Source organism: Citrobacter sp. EC_71, assembly GCF_019584005.1.
GTDB classification, from domain to species: domain Bacteria; phylum Pseudomonadota; class Gammaproteobacteria; order Enterobacterales; family Enterobacteriaceae; genus Citrobacter; species Citrobacter werkmanii.
Genome location: NZ_VDAY01000016.1, coordinates 91,839 through 111,899 on the forward strand (window position 1 = coordinate 91,839; position 20,061 = coordinate 111,899).

20 protein-coding genes, 1 pseudogene and 1 other annotated feature are annotated in these 20,061 nt (G+C 47.8%); of the genes and pseudogenes, 11 read left to right on the forward strand and 10 right to left on the reverse strand.

Features of this window, described 5'->3' with window-relative positions; genetic code table 11:
- Nucleotides 1–17: 17 nt before the first annotated feature.
- From FHD02_RS17365 to ugd, 6 genes are all read left to right on the forward strand, one after another.
- A complete protein-coding gene (locus tag FHD02_RS17365; RefSeq protein WP_137371233.1) occupies nt 18–1,289 on the forward strand; it encodes a hypothetical protein in 1,272 nt (423 codons plus the stop codon).
- Nucleotides 1,279–1,731 carry an acyltransferase gene (locus FHD02_RS17370; RefSeq protein WP_137371234.1) on the forward strand — a complete coding sequence of 151 codons (453 nt, stop codon included), beginning with the start codon at nt 1,279–1,281 and terminating at the stop codon, nt 1,729–1,731. Before FHD02_RS17365 ends, FHD02_RS17370 begins: the two co-directional genes overlap by 11 nt.
- On the forward strand, nt 1,728–2,885 hold the full coding sequence (locus FHD02_RS17375; RefSeq protein WP_137371235.1) for a glycosyltransferase family 4 protein: 1,158 nt from the start codon (nt 1,728–1,730) through the stop codon (nt 2,883–2,885). The genes FHD02_RS17370 and FHD02_RS17375 overlap by 4 nt, the downstream gene beginning before the upstream one ends.
- Nucleotides 2,882–3,628 (forward strand): glycosyltransferase family 2 protein, encoded by a 747-nt coding sequence (locus FHD02_RS17380; RefSeq protein ID WP_137371236.1) that lies wholly within the window; start codon nt 2,882–2,884, stop codon nt 3,626–3,628. Before FHD02_RS17375 ends, FHD02_RS17380 begins: the two co-directional genes overlap by 4 nt.
- 102 nt (nt 3,629–3,730) lie before the next feature.
- Complete coding sequence (gndA, locus tag FHD02_RS17385; protein WP_137371237.1) at nt 3,731–5,137, forward strand: NADP-dependent phosphogluconate dehydrogenase; 1,407 nt, start codon at nt 3,731–3,733, stop codon at nt 5,135–5,137.
- A gap of 244 nt (nt 5,138–5,381) precedes the next feature.
- Nucleotides 5,382–6,548 carry a UDP-glucose 6-dehydrogenase gene (gene ugd, locus FHD02_RS17390; RefSeq protein ID WP_137371238.1) on the forward strand — a complete coding sequence of 389 codons (1,167 nt, stop codon included), beginning with the start codon at nt 5,382–5,384 and terminating at the stop codon, nt 6,546–6,548.
- A gap of 59 nt (nt 6,549–6,607) precedes the next feature.
- On the opposite strand, the gene FHD02_RS17395 is transcribed toward ugd, so the two are convergent.
- The gene (locus FHD02_RS17395) at nt 6,608–7,612 is read right to left on the reverse strand and encodes an NAD-dependent epimerase (RefSeq protein WP_220394129.1); all 1,005 of its coding nucleotides are present in this window, start codon (nt 7,610–7,612) and stop codon (nt 6,608–6,610) included.
- 395 nt (nt 7,613–8,007) lie between these two features.
- Here FHD02_RS17395 and wzzB point away from each other — a divergent pair, with 395 nt between their 5' ends.
- The gene (gene wzzB, locus FHD02_RS17400) at nt 8,008–8,988 is read left to right on the forward strand and encodes an LPS O-antigen chain length determinant protein WzzB (RefSeq protein ID WP_220394130.1); all 981 of its coding nucleotides are present in this window, start codon (nt 8,008–8,010) and stop codon (nt 8,986–8,988) included.
- A gap of 80 nt (nt 8,989–9,068) precedes the next feature.
- Here the strand turns inward: wzzB and hisIE are convergent, their stop codons facing one another.
- The 9 genes from hisIE to hisL form a co-directional block, all read right to left on the reverse strand.
- Nucleotides 9,069–9,680, reverse strand: a complete 612-nt coding sequence (hisIE, locus tag FHD02_RS17405; RefSeq protein ID WP_137360854.1) for a bifunctional phosphoribosyl-AMP cyclohydrolase/phosphoribosyl-ATP diphosphatase HisIE — start codon at nt 9,678–9,680, stop codon at nt 9,069–9,071.
- Complete coding sequence (gene hisF / locus FHD02_RS17410; protein ID WP_061381996.1) at nt 9,674–10,450, reverse strand: imidazole glycerol phosphate synthase subunit HisF; 777 nt, start codon at nt 10,448–10,450, stop codon at nt 9,674–9,676. Before hisF ends, hisIE begins: the two co-directional genes overlap by 7 nt.
- Nucleotides 10,432–11,169 carry a 1-(5-phosphoribosyl)-5-[(5-phosphoribosylamino)methylideneamino]imidazole-4-carboxamide isomerase gene (gene hisA / locus FHD02_RS17415; RefSeq protein ID WP_200005956.1) on the reverse strand — a complete coding sequence of 246 codons (738 nt, stop codon included), beginning with the start codon at nt 11,167–11,169 and terminating at the stop codon, nt 10,432–10,434. The genes hisF and hisA overlap by 19 nt, the downstream gene beginning before the upstream one ends.
- Nucleotides 11,169–11,759: an imidazole glycerol phosphate synthase subunit HisH gene (hisH, locus tag FHD02_RS17420; RefSeq protein ID WP_042307530.1), complete on the reverse strand. Its 591-nt coding sequence runs from the start codon at nt 11,757–11,759 to the stop codon at nt 11,169–11,171. The genes hisA and hisH overlap by 1 nt, the downstream gene beginning before the upstream one ends.
- Complete coding sequence (hisB, locus tag FHD02_RS17425) at nt 11,759–12,826, reverse strand: bifunctional histidinol-phosphatase/imidazoleglycerol-phosphate dehydratase HisB (protein WP_061381994.1); 1,068 nt, start codon at nt 12,824–12,826, stop codon at nt 11,759–11,761. The genes hisH and hisB overlap by 1 nt, the downstream gene beginning before the upstream one ends.
- A complete protein-coding gene (gene hisC, locus FHD02_RS17430) occupies nt 12,823–13,902 on the reverse strand; it encodes a histidinol-phosphate transaminase (RefSeq protein ID WP_220394131.1) in 1,080 nt (359 codons plus the stop codon). Before hisC ends, hisB begins: the two co-directional genes overlap by 4 nt.
- Nucleotides 13,899–15,203, reverse strand: a complete 1,305-nt coding sequence (gene hisD, locus FHD02_RS17435; RefSeq protein ID WP_137371244.1) for a histidinol dehydrogenase — start codon at nt 15,201–15,203, stop codon at nt 13,899–13,901. The genes hisC and hisD overlap by 4 nt, the downstream gene beginning before the upstream one ends.
- A 5-nt stretch (nt 15,204–15,208) precedes the next feature.
- Nucleotides 15,209–16,108: an ATP phosphoribosyltransferase gene (gene hisG, locus FHD02_RS17440; RefSeq protein ID WP_137360858.1), complete on the reverse strand. Its 900-nt coding sequence runs from the start codon at nt 16,106–16,108 to the stop codon at nt 15,209–15,211.
- Between the two features lie 45 nt (nt 16,109–16,153).
- Nucleotides 16,154–16,276: a sequence feature (His leader region), on the reverse strand.
- Nucleotides 16,252–16,299, reverse strand: coding sequence for a his operon leader peptide (hisL, locus tag FHD02_RS17445; protein ID WP_100250077.1), 48 nt, complete (start codon nt 16,297–16,299; stop codon nt 16,252–16,254). Its footprint overlaps the feature before it by 25 nt.
- Before the next feature lie 174 nt (nt 16,300–16,473).
- Between hisL and FHD02_RS17450 the strand changes: the two genes are divergently transcribed.
- From FHD02_RS17450 to plaP, 4 genes and pseudogenes are all read left to right on the forward strand, one after another.
- On the forward strand, nt 16,474–17,298 hold the full coding sequence (locus FHD02_RS17450; RefSeq protein ID WP_137371245.1) for an SDR family oxidoreductase: 825 nt from the start codon (nt 16,474–16,476) through the stop codon (nt 17,296–17,298).
- A gap of 41 nt (nt 17,299–17,339) precedes the next feature.
- A pseudogene (locus FHD02_RS17455) lies at nt 17,340–18,324 on the forward strand (LysR substrate-binding domain-containing protein).
- 162 nt (nt 18,325–18,486) lie between these two features.
- Nucleotides 18,487–18,549 (forward strand): membrane protein YoeI, encoded by a 63-nt coding sequence (yoeI, locus tag FHD02_RS24895; protein ID WP_099045591.1) that lies wholly within the window; start codon nt 18,487–18,489, stop codon nt 18,547–18,549.
- The gene (plaP, locus tag FHD02_RS17465) at nt 18,539–19,900 is read left to right on the forward strand and encodes a putrescine/proton symporter PlaP (protein ID WP_003030167.1); all 1,362 of its coding nucleotides are present in this window, start codon (nt 18,539–18,541) and stop codon (nt 19,898–19,900) included. Before yoeI ends, plaP begins: the two co-directional genes overlap by 11 nt.
- Nucleotides 19,901–20,061 lie beyond the last annotated feature (161 nt).

Genomic DNA, 20,061 nt, shown 5'->3' on the forward strand with positions numbered 1-20,061 from the left:
TTTAAGGAATAGTGAATATGACAACTTCGCACAATATTAAAAAACAAACCAGATTTGGTTTGTTTTTCAATACTATTTTAATACTGTATTTTATATTTAACGTTAATTATTTCTTTTTACCTTATCAAATCCCATCATCTTATTTGGTTTTATTGTTTTGGTTCATGCTATTTGTTGTAAACACATTAAAAACAAAACTTATCTATCTTCCGAAAATATCTATATTACTTTCTCTATTTTTATTCTTTGTGGTTTCAGTTATTAGTTATATCAATAATTTTGGAGAGAGTGATATTTATATTATCAGAACTATTTGTATGTATGCACTAATAACTATAGTCTCTAAATATATTTATATTATTACATTTAGTTGCAATAGGCTAAATGTACTTAAATCCATCGGTTATGCTGGTTTTTTGAATAGTTTATTTATAATATCTATGCTACTGTATAAACCATTTCAGAATTGGTATTTAAATTTAATAAGTGAAAAATCCTTTGATTTAATTGGTGGTGGTGAAGCTCTTAATGGACTAATGTCCTTGCGTATGATTGGTATTACAGGGTTTTCTGCTTATTCGACAGGCTTTGTTCAGGTGCTATGTTTTTTAAGCTATTTACTCTATATCTATTACAGAGAACGTAAGTTTCAGATGACATTAAAGGATTATATAATTATCTTACTTATTGCTTTATCCGCATTGATTTCAGCTCGATCCTCAATTGTGGGCATATTTATCGTGGCTATTATTTTATTAAAAATAACAAATATATTATCATTCTCTAAAACAATGATAAACATGATTATTGCCATTGCAATTTGTTTGTCCGCTATCATTATTTTTATCCCCGCTGATTTTAAAGATTTTTTTATAAATTGGATTACTGAAGTTTTCAAGTCTGGAACAAAAACAGGTTCGATCCAGACAAATATAAACATGTATATATACTCTTGGTCCGATTTTAGTTTTATTGGGGATTCTAAATGGTATGGTGACAATAATGATTATTATATGAACACTGATGTTGGCTGGTATCGATTATTATTTGCTGTAGGCTACGTAGGGATGATTTCTTGGCTGTTTGTCTTAATATCAGTGATAGGTGTCAGGAATGTTTTTACATTGAAAATTAATAATGATAATTTTATATTAATAGCCGTAGGGTTTTACGCTATCTTGATGATGTTCAAGGGGGCTATTTTGTTTGATAGCTTTCAATCAATATTTATCATTCTTATGTTGAATTATTCAATAATTAACAAAATGAAGGTTAAACATGAAGCATAAAATATTGTTAATATATTCCTACTTTATTAGGTTGTTGCTAGTGTGGCTACCTGATATGCCTTCTATTATGCGATTTAGGGGGTTTCTGTATTCTTTGGGTATGGGAGGGTGCGGTAAAAATCTTCAAGTATCTTCAACTGCTGTGCTACGCGGGGTTGAAAAAATTATTTGTGGCTGTGATATATATATTGGGCCAAACGCTTATATTATGTCCCGTGAAAAAATTATTATACAAAATGAAGTTTTGATTGCTATGAATGTGGTTGTTGTAGATGCTAACCATGGAAAACTTAATGGTAGCTATCGATACTCAAGGGGACATCAGGAAAGAATCATTTTAGGAAAAGGTTCTTGGATCGCGGCAAATAGCGTGGTTACGGCAGGTGCAGTGATACCTGCAGGTAAAGTAGTACCTCCTTGTACAGTGGTGAGAAAACAATGAGCGTCGGCATTTATTCAAATTGGAAAATTAAATTATTTAGAAATGGTTTTTTTATAAATAGAATTCATGCTAAATATCTTCATGAATTTGTCAATGCCTATGGCAGTGTAACTTTATTAACTAATACTATTGATGATAACGTAACAAATGAATACGTTTATTTTGAAAATAAAAACGTTAATCTAATTACATTGCCAAGATTTTCTAAATATCATCAATCTTATCGGCATTTTTTTCTTATAAAAGATGGTATAAAAAAACTTTCGCACCTATCTGAACAGATTTATGTCAGAACACCGGAACCATTCTCATGGCTTTTCTTGATATATGCAAAAAATAAATTGGTCAACTATCATTTTACTTCAAACCCCTTAGACGTAATACGGAAAAGTAATAATAGCACCATAAAAAAAATAATACGTTTAATGTTTTTTTTCCCTGAGTATTATCTTATATGTATATCGGCTTTTTTTAACTCGGCCAGTTGTAATGGACCGTCAGTATTGAAAAATATTCCTTTTTTTTTGAAGGGGAAAATTAAAGTATTAATTGAAAGTACAATCAGTCTAGATGAAATAAACAATAAAGAATACAAAGCATCACATATCAATGAAGCACTGAAGTTGATTTGTGTTTCAAGATTACAGCCTGCTAAGGGGCTGGAAGAGTTGATAGATTCTTTAATCGATTATAAGGTTTACAATCCCTCTAGACAATTTCATTTAACTATTGTCGGCGATGGCCCTTTATATCATAAATTGCATGATAGAGTTTTTTCCTCAGTTTGCAAGAATTGCATATCTCTTATTGGTTCTGTTGAGAATGGCGAACCTTTAAATATGTTATATCGAGATAATGATATATTAATTAATCCTTCTCTGTCAGAAACAGGACCTCGAGTAGTTATTGAAGGTATGTCTGAAGGGTTAGTTTGTATTTCTACTGACGTTGGTTATGTTCGCTATTTATTAAAAGAAAGTCCAGAGCTTTTGTCATATATCATAGAGGAAGATTTTTCTGCGGAACTACATAGAATGCTTAATTCTTTTTATGACAAACCGTTGCAGTATATGGCCCTTTCAAAAAAATCATTCGATATTTCAAAGAAATATAGCTTAACCCAATTCGTCAATGAGGTTTTTTCGAAAAAATGAATAGTCTAGTATCTATTGTAATGCCGTCTTTCAATTCAGAGAAATATATACTAAATTCAATTAACTCTGTTATTGGTCAAACTTATAAAAACTGGGAGTTAATTGTTGTTGATGATTGTTCAACAGATGGAACTTTCCCTTTATTACAGGCGCTGGCAGAAAAGAATCCAAAAATAAAAGTTTTCCAAAATAAAGTAAATAGCGGTGCTGGGATTTCTAGAAACAAAGCAATTGAATATGCTAGCGGACGATTCATTGCATTTTTAGATAGTGATGATTTATGGCATCCCTCAAAACTTGAAAGACAAATCTCTTTCATGAATATCAATGGTTACAGTTTTACCTATACAGCTTATGTCAAAATTAATAATCAAGGTGAAGAGACTAAAAAAATTATACCACCAAATGAAATTTGTTATAATGAATTATTAAAATCTAACGTTATAGGATGCCTTACTGCAATATATGATGTTGAAAAGCTTGGGAAAATGTATATGCCTAATTTAAGAAAGAGGCAGGATATGGCTCTTTGGCTGAAAATATTAGAGGTTGAACAAAAAGCTTTTTGCTTAAATGAAATATTAGCTTATTATCGAGAGGGAAATGAGAGTCTTTCATCAAATAAATTTAAAATGCTTTTTCTTCAGCTAAAATTTTATCGAAACTATCTTAAACTTAATTGGTGTCAAGTCTTATATTATTTTACATTCTATGTCATTAGAGCATTACGAAAGCATCATTAATAATATATTTTTAGTTTTTGGCAATCAAGCACGCTTTATGTGCGCCATATTTTAAGATATTATACCTATATACTTATATTAAACACCTGACAGGAGTATATAATGTCCAAGCAACAGATCGGCGTCGTCGGTATGGCAGTGATGGGGCGCAACCTGGCGCTCAACATCGAAAGCCGTGGTTATACCGTCTCCATCTTCAACCGTTCCCGTGAAAAAACCGAAGAAGTTGTAGCCGAGAATCCAGGTAAGAAGCTGGTTCCGCACTACACGGTGAAGGAGTTCGTCGAGTCTCTTGAAACCCCACGTCGCATCCTGTTAATGGTGAAAGCAGGTGCTGGCACTGATGCTGCCATCGATTCCCTGAAGCCGTACCTTGATAAAGGCGACATCATCATTGATGGCGGCAACACCTTCTTCCAGGACACCATTCGTCGTAATCGCGAACTGTCTGCAGAAGGCTTTAACTTCATCGGTACCGGTGTTTCCGGCGGTGAAGAGGGGGCGCTGAAAGGCCCGTCTATCATGCCTGGTGGCCAGAAGGAAGCCTATGAACTGGTTGCTCCGATCCTGACCAAAATCGCTGCTGTGGCGGAAGACGGTGAACCGTGCGTGACCTATATCGGCGCTGACGGTGCGGGCCATTACGTGAAGATGGTCCACAACGGTATCGAATACGGCGACATGCAGCTGATTGCTGAAGCCTATTCTCTGCTGAAAGGCGGTCTGAACCTGTCCAATGAAGAGCTGGCCACCACTTTCACCGAGTGGAACGAAGGCGAGCTAAGCAGCTACCTGATCGACATCACCAAAGACATCTTCACCAAAAAAGACGAAGACGGTAAATACCTGGTTGACGTGATTTTGGATGAAGCAGCGAACAAAGGCACCGGTAAATGGACCAGCCAGAGCTCTCTGGATCTGGGCGAACCGCTGTCACTGATCACCGAGTCCGTATTCGCGCGCTACATCTCTTCTCTGAAAGACCAGCGCGTTGCAGCATCTAAAGTGCTGTCCGGCCCGCAGGCTAAACTGGCTGGCGATAAAGCGGAGTTCGTTGAAAAAGTCCGTCGTGCGCTGTATCTGGGCAAAATTGTCTCCTACGCGCAGGGCTTCTCTCAACTGCGTGCTGCGTCTGATGAGTACAACTGGGATCTGAACTACGGTGAAATCGCGAAGATTTTCCGCGCGGGCTGCATTATCCGTGCCCAGTTCCTGCAGAAAATCACTGACGCGTACGCTGAAAACAAAGGCATCGCCAACCTGCTGCTGGCACCGTATTTCAAAAACATCGCCGACGAGTACCAGCAGGCGTTGCGTGATGTCGTGGCCTACGCGGTGCAGAACGGTATTCCGGTACCGACATTCTCCGCTGCTGTAGCCTACTACGACAGCTACCGTTCTGCGGTACTGCCGGCGAACCTGATTCAGGCTCAGCGTGACTACTTCGGTGCGCACACCTATAAACGTACTGATAAAGAAGGCGTGTTCCATACCGAATGGCTGGATTAATCTGATTTAGTCAAACTGTGAATCCAGGCCCGGAGCGCTCCTCCGGGCTTTTTTATTGTAGTAAACGCTATGTTACAAGGGGAAGATGCACAGGACTAAGAAGAATAGCGATATAATGTTAGCATTCCTGTTAACTGCATCGCCTTGACAGGTCATCGACATCAGAGTTACAAAACCTAATCATCGTTTCTGTTGTTGGGGAATGTATCTCCTCAAAATGATTAACCAGAAGAAGTCAGAGCAAATGAAAATAACTATTTCAGGAACAGGTTATGTCGGTCTTTCAAACGGTATTTTGATTGCCCAAAATCACGAAGTAGTCGCGCTGGACATTGTGCAGGCTAAAGTGGATATGCTTAACAGGAAGCAATCCCCCATTGTTGATAAAGAGATAGAAGAGTATCTATCAACGAAAAATCTTAATTTTCGTGCAACAACTGACAAGCAAGATGCTTACAAAAATGCCGATTATGTCATTATAGCTACACCGACCGATTACGATCCTAAAACCAACTATTTTAATACCTCTAGCGTGGAATCAGTCATCCGCGATGTATTGGAAGTGAATCCACAGGCAGTGATGATTATTAAATCAACCATCCCGGTTGGTTTTACTCAGTCGGTCAAAGAACGTTTAGGTACGAATAATATCATTTTCTCGCCTGAATTCTTGCGAGAAGGAAAAGCTCTTTATGACAATCTTCATCCCTCACGTATTGTTATTGGGGAGTCTTCGGCACGCGCCACACGATTCGCAGAGTTATTACAGGAAGGTGCAGTAAAACAAAATATTCCAACGCTATTTACTGATTCCACTGAAGCTGAAGCAATTAAGCTTTTTGCTAATACTTATCTTGCTATGCGTGTAGCATATTTTAATGAATTAGACAGCTACGCTGAAAGCTTAGGTCTAAATGCCCGACAAATTATTGAAGGCGTTTGTCTGGATCCGCGTATTGGTAATCATTACAACAATCCATCCTTTGGCTACGGTGGCTACTGCTTACCGAAAGATACCAAGCAACTGCTAGCCAACTACGAATCGGTGCCGAATAACATCATCGGTGCAATCGTTGATGCTAATCGTACGCGTAAAGACTTTATTGCTGACTCTATCCTCGCGCGCAAGCCGAAGGTGGTGGGTGTATACCGTCTGATCATGAAGTCTGGCTCGGATAACTTCCGCGCCTCCTCTATTCAGGGGATCATGAAGCGTATTAAGGCCAAGGGGGTACCCGTTATTATTTATGAACCCGTCATGGAAGAGGATGAATTTTTCCATTCTCGGGTAGTCCGCGATCTTAACGCGTTCAAAAATGAAGCAGATGTTATTATTTCTAATCGTATGACATCAGAATTGGCTGATGTTGCAGAAAAAGTGTATACCCGCGATTTGTTCGGCAGTGATTAATTATCATCTCCATAAAAAAGGCCTTATTAAAGGCCTTTTTACTTTAAACAGATCAGTAATTAAACGTTGTAGAAGTTACGATACCAGTCAACAAAGTTCTTCACCCCATCTTTAACCGTTGTTTCAGGTTTAAATCCAATAACATCATACAGTGCTTTAGTATTCGCGCTGGTTTCCAGCACGTCACCTGGCTGAAGTGGTAGCATGTTTTTCTTCGCTTCCATACCCAGAGCATCTTCCAAAGCCTGGATATAGTCCATTAGCTCAACCGGTGAACTATTGCCGATATTGTAGACGCGATACGGCGCGGAGCTGGTTGCCGGGGAACCGCTTTCGACAGTCCACTTCCCGTTGGGCTCAGGAATAACATCCTGCAGGCGAATGATTGCTTCTGCGATATCACCAATATAGGTAAAGTCACGCTTCATTTTGCCGTAGTTATAGACGTCAATACTTTTCCCTTCCAGCATCGCTTTGGTGAACTTGAACAACGCCATATCCGGGCGGCCCCAAGGACCGTACACGGTAAAGAAACGCAGGCCTGTGGCGGGTAATCCGTACAGATGGGAATAGGTATGGGCCATCAGCTCATTGGCTTTTTTGGTTGCCGCATACAGGGATACGGGGTGATCGACGGAATCGTCCGTTGAAAAGGGCATTTTTCGATTCAGACCGTATACCGAGCTGGAAGAGGCATAGAGTAAATGCTGAATTTTATTATGCCGACAACCTTCCAGTATGTTCAGAAAACCTGTGAGATTGGAGTCTGCGTAAGCGTGCGGATTTTCAAGTGAATAACGTACACCAGCCTGTGCAGCGAGATGAATCACACGATCAAAATGCCCGGATGCGAAAAGAGTTGACATACCTTCGCGGTCGGCTAAATCAATCTTATGAAAATGGAAGCCGGGGTGTACCAGCAGCTCCAGACGGGCCTGCTTAAGACTCACGTCGTAGTAATCGTTGAGATTATCGATACCGACGACTTGGTGGCCAGCCTCAAGGAGGCGTTTGCTAACATGGAAGCCGATGAAACCAGCGGCCCCCGTAACCAGGTATTTCATGTTCGTTCCTCTTTTCGGCTAAAAAGCAGCCAGGCACTATCTGGTGCAACGAAAACTGGAATAATACCGTCAGATGGCAAAAAAGCTAATGGTTATCCTTTTTACTCATGCCATTTTTAGTGGTAAGTTAATAAATATTCATGTGGCGAATATATTGGCGAGATCGTTCGGCATTTACGCTTACTGACATTTAACCCGCTGATTGACGCTTTTCCTACAAAGAATGACCTTTCTGTATTGACACTTCTTTTAAATTCCTTCCCTTTATCTCCAGTGACTAAAATGCCAATCAAAATCTCTCAATTAATTTGTTTTTTTATCATTAATCCTATGGAATTGCTTCAATTTATAGCTAAACTAATTCGAGTTTAAGTTCTTCATTAATTAAGGTAACTATGTCTGTAAGTGATAACAACATGTCCGGGCGTGGTAACGATCCGGAACAGATTGATCTGATTGATTTGCTGGTGCAATTATGGCGCGGGAAAGTCACTATTGTTGTTGCGATTGTCGTTGCCATTGTACTGGCGGTGGGCTATCTGGCGATTGCTAAAGAGAAATGGACCTCTACTGCAATTATTACTCAACCTGATGTCGGACAGATTGCCACCTATAACAACGCGCTTAACGTGATGTATGGTGCCAGCGCACCTAAGGTGACTGAACTGCAGACAAACGTTATTGGTCGTTTCAGTACTTCTTTCTCTGCATTGGCTGAAGCGCTTGATAATCAAGAAAAACCAGAGAAATTGTCAATTGAGCAGTCTGTTAAAGGCCAACAGTTGCCGTTATCTGTCTCTTATGTTGGCGGATCACCAGAAGAAGCTCAGCGTCAGTTGGCTGAATACATTCAACAAACTGATGAAAAAGTTGCCAAAGAGCTGGAGCTTGACCTGACTGATAACATCAAGCTGCAAACCAGTACTCTTGAAGACTCTCTGAAGACCCAGGAAGTGGTTGCTCAGGAACAAAAAGATTTGCGCATCAAGCAAATCCAGGAGGCGCTGCGTTATGCAGAACAGGCCGGTGTGATTAAGCCCCAAATCCAGCAAACTCAGGATGTTACGCAGGACAGTATGTTCCTGTTGGGTAGCGATGCCCTGAAATCTATGGTTGAACACGAGGCTACGCGTCCTTTGATTTTGTCTGATAACTATTTTCAGACCAAACAAAAACTGCTGGATATTAAAAATCTTAAGCTTGAAGGAGCCGAGTTGCACTCCTACCGCTACGTGATGAAACCAACGTTACCGATTCGTCGTGACAGTCCGAAAAAAGCAATTACCCTCGTACTGGCAGTCTTACTCGGTGGGATGATTGGTGCAGGTATCGTGCTGGGGCGAAATGCGTTGCGCGGTTACAAAGCCAGAGCGTAGTAAGCCGAAGGCTGTTTTACTGTGAGTACAAAAAAACCGGGCTGTATATATACAGCGCCCGGTTTTTTTACGTCTGCAGATTACTGATGACGCTTACGTAAGTTCTCAATCACGGTGGTCAGGTCAAGATCCTGATCCTGTAGCAGCACCAACAGGTGGTACATCAGGTCAGAGGCTTCATTCGTCAGCTCGAAACGATCGTGCACGGTGGCGGCCAGCGCGGTTTCCACACCTTCTTCCCCCACTTTCTGCGCAATGCGTTTGGTGCCGCTGGCATACAGCTTCGCGGTGTAAGAGCTTGCCGGATCGGCGGTTTTACGCTCAGCCAGTAGTTGTTCTAACTGATACAGGAACAGCCACTGATGGCTGGTGTCAGCAAAGCAGCTTGAGGTGCCTTTGTGGCAGGTTGGCCCAATTGGGTTAACCAGCGCTAACAGGGTGTCATTATCACAATCTGGCGTAATACTGACCACATTAAGAAAGTTGCCCGAGGTTTCACCCTTGGTCCACAGGCGTTGTTTGGTCCGTGAGAAAAAGGTCACTTTACCGCTTTCAAGCGTTTTATCCAGCGCCTCCGGGTTCATATAACCCAGCATCAGCACTTCGCCGGAGACCGCATGCTGCACCACAACCGGTATCAGTCCGTCGGTTTTTTCCCAGTCCAGCTCGCGGCATTGTTGCTTCGTTAACATATCCTGATCTCCACGCCCTGTGTTGCCAGGTACGCTTTTAATTCACCAATATTGATAATTTGCTTATGGAAGACGGAAGCGGCAAGCGCGCCGTCAACGTCAGCATCCCGGAAGGCTTCGAGGAAGTGTTCCATGGTGCCCGCGCCACCGGAGGCAATCAGCGGTACGTGGCAAACGTCGCGCACTTTTCTCAGCTGTTCCAGATCGTAGCCATTACGCACGCCGTCCTGATTCATCATGTTCAGCACGATTTCGCCTGCGCCACGTTTTTGCACTTCCTGCACCCAATCTAGTGTTTCCCACTGCGTGATGCGGGTACGACTCTCGTCCCCGGTGTACTGGTTAACGTGATATTTACCGGTTTCGGCGTCATACCAGGTATCGATACCCACCACGATGCACTGTACGCCAAAGCGGTCCGCCAGACGCGTGATAAGCTCCGGGTCAGCCAGCGCCGGGGAGTTGATCGAGATTTTATCCGCCCCAAAGGAGAGAATACGCGCCGCATCATCGATGGACTTAATCCCACCGGCAACGCAGAACGGAATATCGATCACTTCCGCCACGCGCGATACCCAGCTTTTATCGACTACGCGGCCATCGCTGGAGGCGGTGATATCGTAGAACACCAGTTCATCTGCGCCTTCATCGGCATAGCGTTTTGCCAGCGGAACGATGTCGCCAATAATTTCGTGATTGCGAAACTGGACGCCTTTTACCACCTGTCCATCGCGAACGTCCAGACAAGGAATTATGCGTTTTGCCAGCATTGGATGGCCTCCTCAACGGTGAACTTACCTTCCAGCAGGGCGCGTCCGACGATCACGCCGCCAACCCCAGTCCCACGCAGGGCCGCTACATCCTCGATTCCGCCAATGCCGCCAGATGACTGAAACGCCACCTGCGGATATTTGGCGCACACTTCTTCATAAAGCGCGACGTTTGAACCCGCCAGCGTACCGTCGCGGGAGATATCAGTGCACAGCACATGCTTCAGACCCACAGGTAAATAGGTTTCCACCAGTTCTTCCAGCGAAACCCCCGAATCTTCCTGCCAGCCGCTGACCGCAACCTGTTTATTACCTTGCTCATCAATACGCACGTCCAGCGCCAGCACCAGCGCGTCGGCACCAAAACGGGTAAACCAGCTCTTAACTTCCTCAGGAGATTTAACCGCCGTCGAACCGACCACCACACGGGCCACGCCAGCGTCAAGCAGTGCCGCAACGTCCGATTCAGTACGCACACCGCCGCCCACCTGCACCGGAACATTGACGCCCGCGACCAGCGTTTTAATCAGCGGTATTTGTCGTTTCTGCGGATCTTTAGCCCCGGTCAGATCGACCAGGTGCAGGACCTGCGCGCCTTGTGCCGCATAATCCTGCAAGCGGGGCAGAGGATCGTTGCCGTAATCACGTTGCTGTGCGTAATCGCCCTGATGAAGACGCACCACCGTGCCGTCGATTAAATCTAATGCCGGAATAATCATTACATCTCCAGAAAGTTTTTCAGCAACTGCGCCCCAGCCGCACCCGAACGTTCCGGGTGGAACTGCACGCCAAAGAAATTGTCCTTTTGCACTGCCGCGGTAAACGGTTCGCCGTAATGACATTGGGCGATGGTCCATGGGTTCACTGGCATCGCATAGCTGTGGACAAAGTAGAAATACGCCCCATCGTCAATACCCTGGAACAGACGATTCCCCGCCTGCGGATAAACGCGATTCCAGCCCATATGCGGCAGCGGCAGACCGAAATCGGTCATTTTAGGGACGTCCTGATCAATAATGCCCAGCAGGGAGACACCGTTACTCTCTTCACTGCGCCGCCCAAGCAGTTGCATGCCTAAGCAGATCCCCAGCACCGGCTGCGTACAGGCCTTAATCAGCTCAATAAGTTCACGCTCGTGCAACTGGTCCATAGCCGCCTGCGCGGTACCAACGCCGGGTAGAAACAGCTTATCGGCACGGAGCACCACATCCGCATCGCGGCTGACAACCGGGTCGTATCCATGGCGCGCGACGGCGGATTTCACCGAGTTCAGATTGGCGCAGCCGGTATCCAGGATCACTACGTTCATTACAACACTCCTTTTGAGGAGGGCAGCGTGTCGCCTTCTACGCGAATTGCCTGACGCAGCGTGCGGCCAAAGGCTTTAAACAGGCTTTCCACGCGGTGGTGGTCATTTTTCCCTTTGGTTTTCAGGTGCAGGGTGACACCCATGGTGTAAGAGAGTGAGCGGAAGAAGTGTTCAATCATCTCCGTGCTCAGATCGCCCACGCGCTGGTAGGTAAACTCAGCGCGGTATTCCAGGTGCGGACGCCCGGAGATATCCAGCGCGCAACGTGCCAGACACTCGTCCATCGGCAGGACAAAACCAAAACGGTTGATGCCACGTTTATCGCCTAATGCCAGCTTTAAGGCCTCACCCAGCGCCAGACCGGTATCTTCTACGGTGTGGTGATCGTCAATATATAGATCGCCCTTAACGGCTATCTCCATGCGAAAACCACCGTGAGTGGCGATTTGATCCAGCATGTGGTCAAAGAAGCCAACGCCGGTATTGATTTTGCTTTGACCTTCGCGGTCCAACCAGACTTTGACGTCAATCTGCGTTTCTTTGGTATTGCGCTCAACGTGCGCGTAGCGGTCACGCTTGGTCAACTGTTCGCCGATCATCGCCCAGTTCAGGGTGTCACGGTGATAACGCAATCCGCGAATTCCCATGTTTTCAGCCAGCTGAATATCTGTGGCACGATCGCCAATGACGTAGCTGTTCTCGGTGTCCATAGCCTGTTCAACCAGGTACTGCTCAACCAGCTTCACTTTTGGCTTCCGGCAAGTGCACTCATCCGCCGGCAGGTGCGGGCAAATCAGTACCTCATCAAACGTTACGCCCTGAGAGGTGAAAATTTGCATCATCAGGTTATGCGGACCGTCAAAATCGGCCTGCGGGAAACTCTGCGTTCCCAATCCATCCTGGTTGGTAATCATCACCAGCTTATAGCCTGCTTTTTGCAGTTTCAGCAAAACAGGAACGACTTCCGGCTCAAAAGCCAGTTTGTCAAAGCGATCAACCTGAAAGTCACTTGGCGGTTCAGAAATCAGGGTTCCATCGCGATCGATAAAAAGATACTTCTGGCTCATACTTGCTCCGCACGTAAGGCGTCAATGACGCGCTGGCTCTCTTCACGGGTTCCGACAGTAATTCGCAGGCAGCCGCTTAACGAGGGTTGTTTGTTCTGGTCTCGTAAGATAATGCCCTGATCCCACAAAGATTTAAATACGCTGCTGGAGGCGGTGAAGCGCGCCAGAACATAGTTGGTTTCAGAAGTGAAGACCTGTTCTACACAGCGAATTGTTTTCAGGTTCTCCACCAGATACTGACGCTCTTGCAGGATCTGCTCTACGCGTTGACGCATGGCGGCAACCCCTTGCGGCGTCAGCGCCTGGGCGGCGATATCCGCCACCGGCGTAGAGAGCGGGTAAGGGGCGATCACTTTTAACAGCAGATTGATAACCTCTTCATTGGCCAGCGTAAACCCGCAGCGTAAACCGGCTAGAGCAAACGCTTTGGACAGCGTGCGTAAAATCACCAGGTGCGGATATTCAGACAGCCAGCCTGCCAGCGTGGCCTGCGGGCAAAACTCGATATACGCTTCATCGGCAACCACGATAGCTTTACCCTGCGTCATGTCGAGCAGCGAACGCAGATCCTGTGGCTTAATCAACTGGCCCGTTGGGTTATTAGGGCTGCATACGTAGACCACCTTCACACCATCAAGCTTGTCCGCGATACCTTGTAAATCCAGTTGCCAGTCGTCAAGTGTCGGGACGGTACGGCATTCGACGCCAATTGTTTCAGCGCTGACGCTGTACATGCCGTAAGTCGGCGGGCAGTACAGAATCGCATCTTTACCCGGCTCGCAAAAAGCGCGCACCAGCAGTTCGATCCCTTCATCTGCGCCGCGGCTGACCAGCACCTGCTCCGGTTTGACGCCTGCATACTGCGCGTAATTCTCAATCACGGCTTTCGGCTGGCACTCCGGGTAGCGGTTCAGCGTTTGCTGACTGAGCTGGAACTCAACGGCGGTGGGGTATTCATTCGCGTTGAGCCAGACGTCGCCGTTACCACCAAGACGGCGGGCAGACTGATAAGGCGTTAACTCGCGGACATTCTTACGGGCTAAATCAGTGACGCTGAGAACGTTGTCAGTGCTCATGCTTGCTCCTTCAGGGCGTTAACGCGCAGGGTGACGGCATTTTTGTGGGCGGTCAGCAGCTCAGCCGCGGCCAGGGTTTCAATGGTGGCGGCCAGCGCAGAGAAACCTTGTGGTGTTAATTCCTGTACGGTCATCCGTTTCTGGAAATCAGCCAGCCCCAGGCTGGAACAGGTTGCGGTATAACCGTAGGTTGGCAGCACGTGGTTGGTGCCGGAAGCGTAGTCGCCTGCGGATTCCGGCGACCAGTCGCCAAGGAACACCGAACCGGCGCTGGTAATGTCATCAACCAGGTCACGTGCGTTGCGGGTCTGAATGATCAGGTGCTCCGGACCGTAGGCGTTGGAGATTTCAACGCACTGCGCCAGATCTTTCGCCACGATTAAGCGGCTGGCGGAGAGCGCCTGACGCGCAGTGTCGGCGCGGGACAGCTCGGCGAGCTGGCGTTCAACGGCTTCGGCAACGCCCTCTGCAAGCTTAGCGTCCGGCGTCAGCAGGATCACCTGCGAGTCCGGGCCGTGCTCGGCCTGAGAGAGCAGGTCGGAGGCGACAAAATCCGGCGTTGCGCCGCTGTCGGCGATAACCAATACTTCGGACGGGCCCGCGGGCATGTCGATGGCGGCGCCGTCAAGACGCTGGCTGACCTGGCGTTTGGCTTCGGTCACATACGCATTGCCCGGCCCGAATATTTTATCGACTTTTGGAATAGACTCCGTACCCAGCGCCAGCGCGGCAATAGCCTGCGCGCCACCCACGTTAAACACCTCTTTCACGCCACATAGCTGCGCAGCGTAGAGGATTTCATCGGCAATTGGCGGCGGCGAGCACAGCACCACTTTTTTGCAGCCCGCAATACGCGCCGGGGTCGCCAGCATTAATACGGTAGAGAACAGCGGCGCCGATCCCCCTGGAATATACAGGCCCACGGAAGCGATAGGGCGGGTAACCTGCTGGCAGCGGACACCCGGCTGGGTTTCGATGTCCACCGGTGGCAGGATTTGCGCGGTGTGGAAAGTAGCAATATTACGCACCGCCGCCTGCATGGCTTGTTTCAGTTCGTCGCTCAGGCGACTGCTGGCCTGCTGAATTTCTTCCTCGGTGACGCGCAGTGCGCCGACCTCGGTTTTATCAAACTTCGCGCTGTATTCACGTAGCGCCCGGTCGCCATTATTTTTGACGTTCTCAAGGATCTCGGCCACCGTGCGGCTGATGCTCTCAGAGGCGGAGATCGCCGGGCGCATCAGCAGTTCGCGCTGCTGCTCCGGGCTACAGCTATTCCAGTCAATCAGGGTATTGAAGCTCATGGTCGTTACTCCATCATCTTCTCAATCGGCAGCACCAGAATTGAGCTGGCGCCGAGCGCTTTCAGTTTTTCCATTGTTTCCCAGAACAGGGTTTCGCTGCTGACCATGTGCATCGCCACGCGCTGCTGATCACCCGCCAGTGGCAGAATGGTAGGGCGCTCAGCGCCAGGCAGCAGGGCGATGACTTCGTCCAGACGCTCGCTCGGGGCGTGCATCATGATGTATTTGGATTCACGAGCCTGAATAACCCCCTGGATGCGGGTCAGTAGTTTGTCGATCAACTGCTGCTTGGCTGCGGCCATTTCGCCGTCGCGCTGAATCAGACACGCTTTAGAGCGATAAATCACTTCCACTTCACGCAGACCATTGGCTTCAAGCGTCGCACCGGTTGAGACCAGATCGCAGATCGCATCGGCCAGGCCCGCGCGGGGTGCGACTTCGACAGAACCGTTTAACAGACAGGATTTAAATGACACCCCTTTTTGATCGAGATAACGCTTGAGCAGGTGCGGGTAAGAGGTGGCGATACGCTTCCCGTTCAGCGCGGCCGGGCCATCCCAGGCTTCATCAACCGGTGTTGCCAGCGAAAGACGGCAGCCACCGAAGTCCAGACGACGCAGGGTAAAATAGCGAGGATCTTCACCCTGTGCCCGACGGTTGAGCAGCTCTTCTTCCAGAACGTTTTCCCCAATGATGCCAAGATCAACGACGCCGTCCATCACCAGACCCGGGATATCGTCATCACGCACGCGCAGAATATCAATCGGCATATTCTCTGCCATCGCAATTAAGCGTTGGGTGTGAAGATTAATTTTAATGCCGCAACGGGCCAGTAATTCGCGTGAATCGTCGCTTAAACGGCCTGATTTCTGCATAGCTATGCGTAAACGGGTGTTGTCTAACATTATTTGTTCCTCGTTATCCTGTCTGAATCAGTTTGGGTCACGCACAAAAAAAAGCCCCCGGAAGAAATCTTCCGGGGGCTTTCTCATACGCTCATGCACCGCTGGAAGATTTAAATGTCTCCCAGCACACATCGCCTGAAAGACTAGTCAGGATGATGGTGATGATGGTGTTTAAATTGAGCGCGTGTCATAAATTTTCTCGATGAATGTTTATTCATTTGATGTCTTTTAACGTAAACCACTTTAGCTACGGAAAGCAAGGGCTTTTTTTGATCATTAATTCATTTCATATTGATACTATGAATTGTCAGCCACCGTGGGCTGGCGTAGCCTTGCGTTATAGGCCAAAAGTCAGGAGAGAAGGCATGAAAAAGGTCGCAATTGTCGGGTTAGGTTGGTTAGGCATGCCGTTAGCCATGTCGCTGGCGGCGAGAGGCTGGCAGGTGACCGGCAGCAAAACCACATTAGATGGGGTGGAAGCGGCCCGCATGAGCGGTATCGAGAGTTACTCGCTGCGCCTGGAGCCTGAACTGGTCTGTGAGACCGACGATCTCGACGCACTGATGGACGCTGATGCACTGGTTATTACGCTACCTGCTCGCCGTAGCGGGCCGGGGGAGGCATTTTACCTGCAGGCCATGCAGGAGTTGGTTGATAGTGCGCTGGCGTACCGGATCCCGCGGATTATTTTTACCAGCTCGACATCGGTCTATGGCGATGTCCAGGGCATCGTAAAAGAGGGAACACCGCGTAACCCGGTCACCGCCAGCGGGCGTGTGCTGAAAGAACTTGAAGACTGGCTGCACAACTTGCCAGGCACCTCGGTAGATATTCTGCGCCTGGCCGGGCTGGTTGGCCCGGGAAGACATCCCGGCCGCTTTTTCGCGGGTAAGACGGCGCCGGATGGAAACCATGGCGTCAATCTGGTGCATCTGGATGATGTCGTTTCTGCCATCACGTTGCTGCTGCAAGCGCCTAAAGGGGGACACATCTATAATATATGTGCGCCTTTGCATCCGGCGCGTAACGTGTTCTATCCACAGATGGCCCGCCAGTTGGGGATGGAACCTCCAGAATTTCGCGGCGGTGCGGATAACGGTAAAGGTAAAGTCATTGATGGCAGCCGTATTTGTAATGAGCTTGGATTTGAGTACCAGTATCCCGATCCGCTGGTGATGCCGATGGAGTGACAGGCCAGCAGAGTGTCGCTGTATACCGCCAGGGGGCGAGTATGAAACCACTGCTGGACGTTCTTATCATTCTCGATGCGTTAGAAAAAGAGGGCAGTTTCGCGGCGGCGTCGGCAAAATTGTATAAGACGCCGTCTGCGCTTAGCTACACCGTCCATAAACTGGAAAGCGATCTTAATATTCAGTTATTAGATCGCAGTGGGCACCGGGCTAAGTTTACCCGCACCGGTCAAATGCTGCTGGAAAAGGGGCGAGAGGTATTGCACTCCGTCCGCGAACTCGAAAAGCAAGCCATTAAGCTCCATGAAGGCTGGGAGAATGAACTGGTTATCGGCGTCGATGATACGTTTCCCTTTTCCTTGCTGGCTCCCCTAATCGAATCTTTCTATCAACGTCATAGTGTGACGCGTCTGAAATTTATTAACGGCGTACTGGGTGGCTCCTGGGACGCACTGACTCAGGGGCGGGCGGATATTATTGTCGGCGCTATGCATGAACCGCCTGCGGGGAGCGAATTTGGCTTTGCGCGGCTGGGCGCGCTGGAACAGGTGTTTGTCGTTGCGCCGCATCATCCGCTGGCGCAGGAACAGGAACCGTTAAATCGTCGCACTATTCGACGTTTTCGCGCCATTGTGGTGGGAGAGAATGCGCATCAAGCGAACATCTCCGGCGTTCAGGTGTTGGACGATCAGGAAGCGATTACCGTTTTTGACTTCAAAACCAAGCTGGAGCTGCAAATTAGTGGTTTGGGATGCGGATATATTCCACGTTATCTGGCGCAGCGATTTTTGGACAGCGGCTCGCTGATTGAGAAGAAAGTGGTCGGACAAATTCTGTTTGAACCCGTGTGGATAGGGTGGAATGAACAGACCGCCGGGCTTGCCAGCGCCTGGTGGCGGGATGAGATTTTAGCAAATAGTGCTATTGCCGGGGTGTACGTTAAAACGGATGCTGATAAATCAATCAGTTGAGGAAAAATATTTTTTTACAGTGGCTTCAATCTCTTGTTATTTCTCCCCAAATTAGTGCAAAATACGCCGCTTGCAAAAAATGACATTAACCGACGTTTTAATACGCGTCGGTTATTTTTTTGCATCAAACCAATCATTCATAAAAGAGGCCGGGCTTCGTACCGGATAGATACTTACTTAAAAATCGACAGTTGTTGTCGCTGAGGATTAACAAAAAATGGGGCAATTTTTTGCTTACGCGACGGTTTTCGCCGTAATGGGGGATAACCATGTCGCATAACGCTACTCCAAACACCTCTCGCGTGGAATTACGTAAAACGCTTACGCTGGTTCCGGTTGTCATGATGGGCCTTGCCTATATGCAGCCGATGACGCTGTTCGATACATTCGGTATCGTCTCAGGAATGACCGATGGTCACGTCCCGACAGCTTACGCCTTTGCACTGATCGCCATCCTCTTTACCGCACTAAGCTACGGTAAACTGGTACGCCGCTATCCGTCTGCAGGCTCTGCCTACACTTACGCTCAGAAATCCATTAGCCCGACCGTTGGCTTTATGGTTGGCTGGTCATCGCTGCTGGACTACCTGTTCGCGCCGATGATCAACATTCTGTTGGCGAAAATATATTTTGAAGCGCTGGTGCCCTCGATTCCATCGTGGATGTTCGTGGTGGCGCTGGTGGCCTTTATGACCGCCTTCAACCTGCGTAGCCTCAAATCCGTCGCCAATTTCAACACTGTGATCGTGTTGTTGCAGGTGGTGCTGATTGCGGTGATCCTCGGCATGGTCGTTTATGGCGTGTTCGAAGGGGAAGGGGCCGGTACGCTGGCAAGCAGCCGTCCGTTCTGGTCTGGTGATGCGCACGTGATCCCGATGATCACCGGTGCGACCATCCTGTGCTTCTCGTTCACCGGTTTTGACGGTATCAGCAACCTGTCAGAAGAAACCAAAGACGCTGAGCGCGTGATCCCGCGTGCGATTTTCCTGACTGCTCTGATTGGTGGCCTGATCTTTATCGTCTCCACCTATCTGTTGCAGCTGTACTTCCCGGATATCTCGCGCTTTAAGGATCCAGATGCTTCGCAGCCGGAAATCATGCTGTATGTTGCGGGTAAGTTCTTCCAGGTAGGCGCGCTGATTTTCTCTACCATTACCGTACTGGCGTCCGGTATGGCGGCGCATGCAGGCGTTGCGCGTCTGATGTACGTGATGGGCCGTGACGGCGTATTCCCGAAAAGCTTCTTCGGTTATGTACACCCGAAATGGCGTACTCCGTCCATGAACATCATTCTGGTTGGTGCGATTGCTTTGCTGGCAATCAACTTCGACCTGGTGATGGCGACGGCGCTGATTAACTTTGGTGCGCTGGTGGCGTTTACCTTCGTTAACCTGTCGGTAATCTCCCAGTTCTGGATCCGTGAGAAGCGTAACAAGACGCTGAAAGATCACTTCCAGTACCTGTTCCTGCCAATGTGCGGTGCGCTGACCGTTGGCGCGCTGTGGGTGAACCTGGAAGAAAGCTCAATGGTTCTGGGCCTGATCTGGGCGGGTATCGGTCTGATCTACCTGGCTTGCGTGACCAAAAGCTTCCGCAACCCGGTCCCGCAGTACGACGAAGATATCGCGTAATAATTGCATTTAGCTGAAAAAAAACGGAGACATGTTCTCCGTTTTTTTGTGCACAGAAAACCCCCAGCTAGGCTGGGGGTTCCGGAAAGCTTTCAGCTTTGAGCCAGTTATTAAAACCCCTTTTGATTTGTTAAAACACCTTGCGGTCTGGCAACTGCAAG

Bases quoted from the DNA above. Each gene is read 5' to 3' on its own strand.
- FHD02_RS17365 (WP_137371233.1), top strand. From the start codon at position 18: ATGACAACTTCGCACAATATTAAAAAACAAACCAGATTTGGTTTGTTT.
- FHD02_RS17370 (WP_137371234.1), top strand. From the start codon at position 1,279: ATGAAGCATAAAATATTGTTAATATATTCCTACTTTATTAGGTTGTTG.
- FHD02_RS17375 (WP_137371235.1), top strand. From the start codon at position 1,728: ATGAGCGTCGGCATTTATTCAAATTGGAAAATTAAATTATTTAGAAAT.
- FHD02_RS17380 (WP_137371236.1), top strand. From the start codon at position 2,882: ATGAATAGTCTAGTATCTATTGTAATGCCGTCTTTCAATTCAGAGAAA.
- gndA (WP_137371237.1), top strand. From the start codon at position 3,731: ATGTCCAAGCAACAGATCGGCGTCGTCGGTATGGCAGTGATGGGGCGC.
- ugd (WP_137371238.1), top strand. From the start codon at position 5,382: ATGAAAATAACTATTTCAGGAACAGGTTATGTCGGTCTTTCAAACGGT.
- FHD02_RS17395 (WP_220394129.1), bottom strand. From the start codon at position 7,612: ATGAAATACCTGGTTACGGGGGCCGCTGGTTTCATCGGCTTCCATGTT.
- wzzB (WP_220394130.1), top strand. From the start codon at position 8,008: ATGTCTGTAAGTGATAACAACATGTCCGGGCGTGGTAACGATCCGGAA.
- hisIE (WP_137360854.1), bottom strand. From the start codon at position 9,680: ATGTTAACGAAGCAACAATGCCGCGAGCTGGACTGGGAAAAAACCGAC.
- hisF (WP_061381996.1), bottom strand. From the start codon at position 10,450: ATGCTGGCAAAACGCATAATTCCTTGTCTGGACGTTCGCGATGGACAG.
- hisA (WP_200005956.1), bottom strand. From the start codon at position 11,169: ATGATTATTCCGGCATTAGATTTAATCGACGGCACGGTGGTGCGTCTT.
- hisH (WP_042307530.1), bottom strand. From the start codon at position 11,759: ATGAACGTAGTGATCCTGGATACCGGCTGCGCCAATCTGAACTCGGTG.
- hisB (WP_061381994.1), bottom strand. From the start codon at position 12,826: ATGAGCCAGAAGTATCTTTTTATCGATCGCGATGGAACCCTGATTTCT.
- hisC (WP_220394131.1), bottom strand. From the start codon at position 13,902: ATGAGCACTGACAACGTTCTCAGCGTCACTGATTTAGCCCGTAAGAAT.
- hisD (WP_137371244.1), bottom strand. From the start codon at position 15,203: ATGAGCTTCAATACCCTGATTGACTGGAATAGCTGTAGCCCGGAGCAG.
- hisG (WP_137360858.1), bottom strand. From the start codon at position 16,108: ATGTTAGACAACACCCGTTTACGCATAGCTATGCAGAAATCAGGCCGT.
- FHD02_RS17450 (WP_137371245.1), top strand. From the start codon at position 16,474: ATGAAAAAGGTCGCAATTGTCGGGTTAGGTTGGTTAGGCATGCCGTTA.
- plaP (WP_003030167.1), top strand. From the start codon at position 18,539: ATGTCGCATAACGCTACTCCAAACACCTCTCGCGTGGAATTACGTAAA.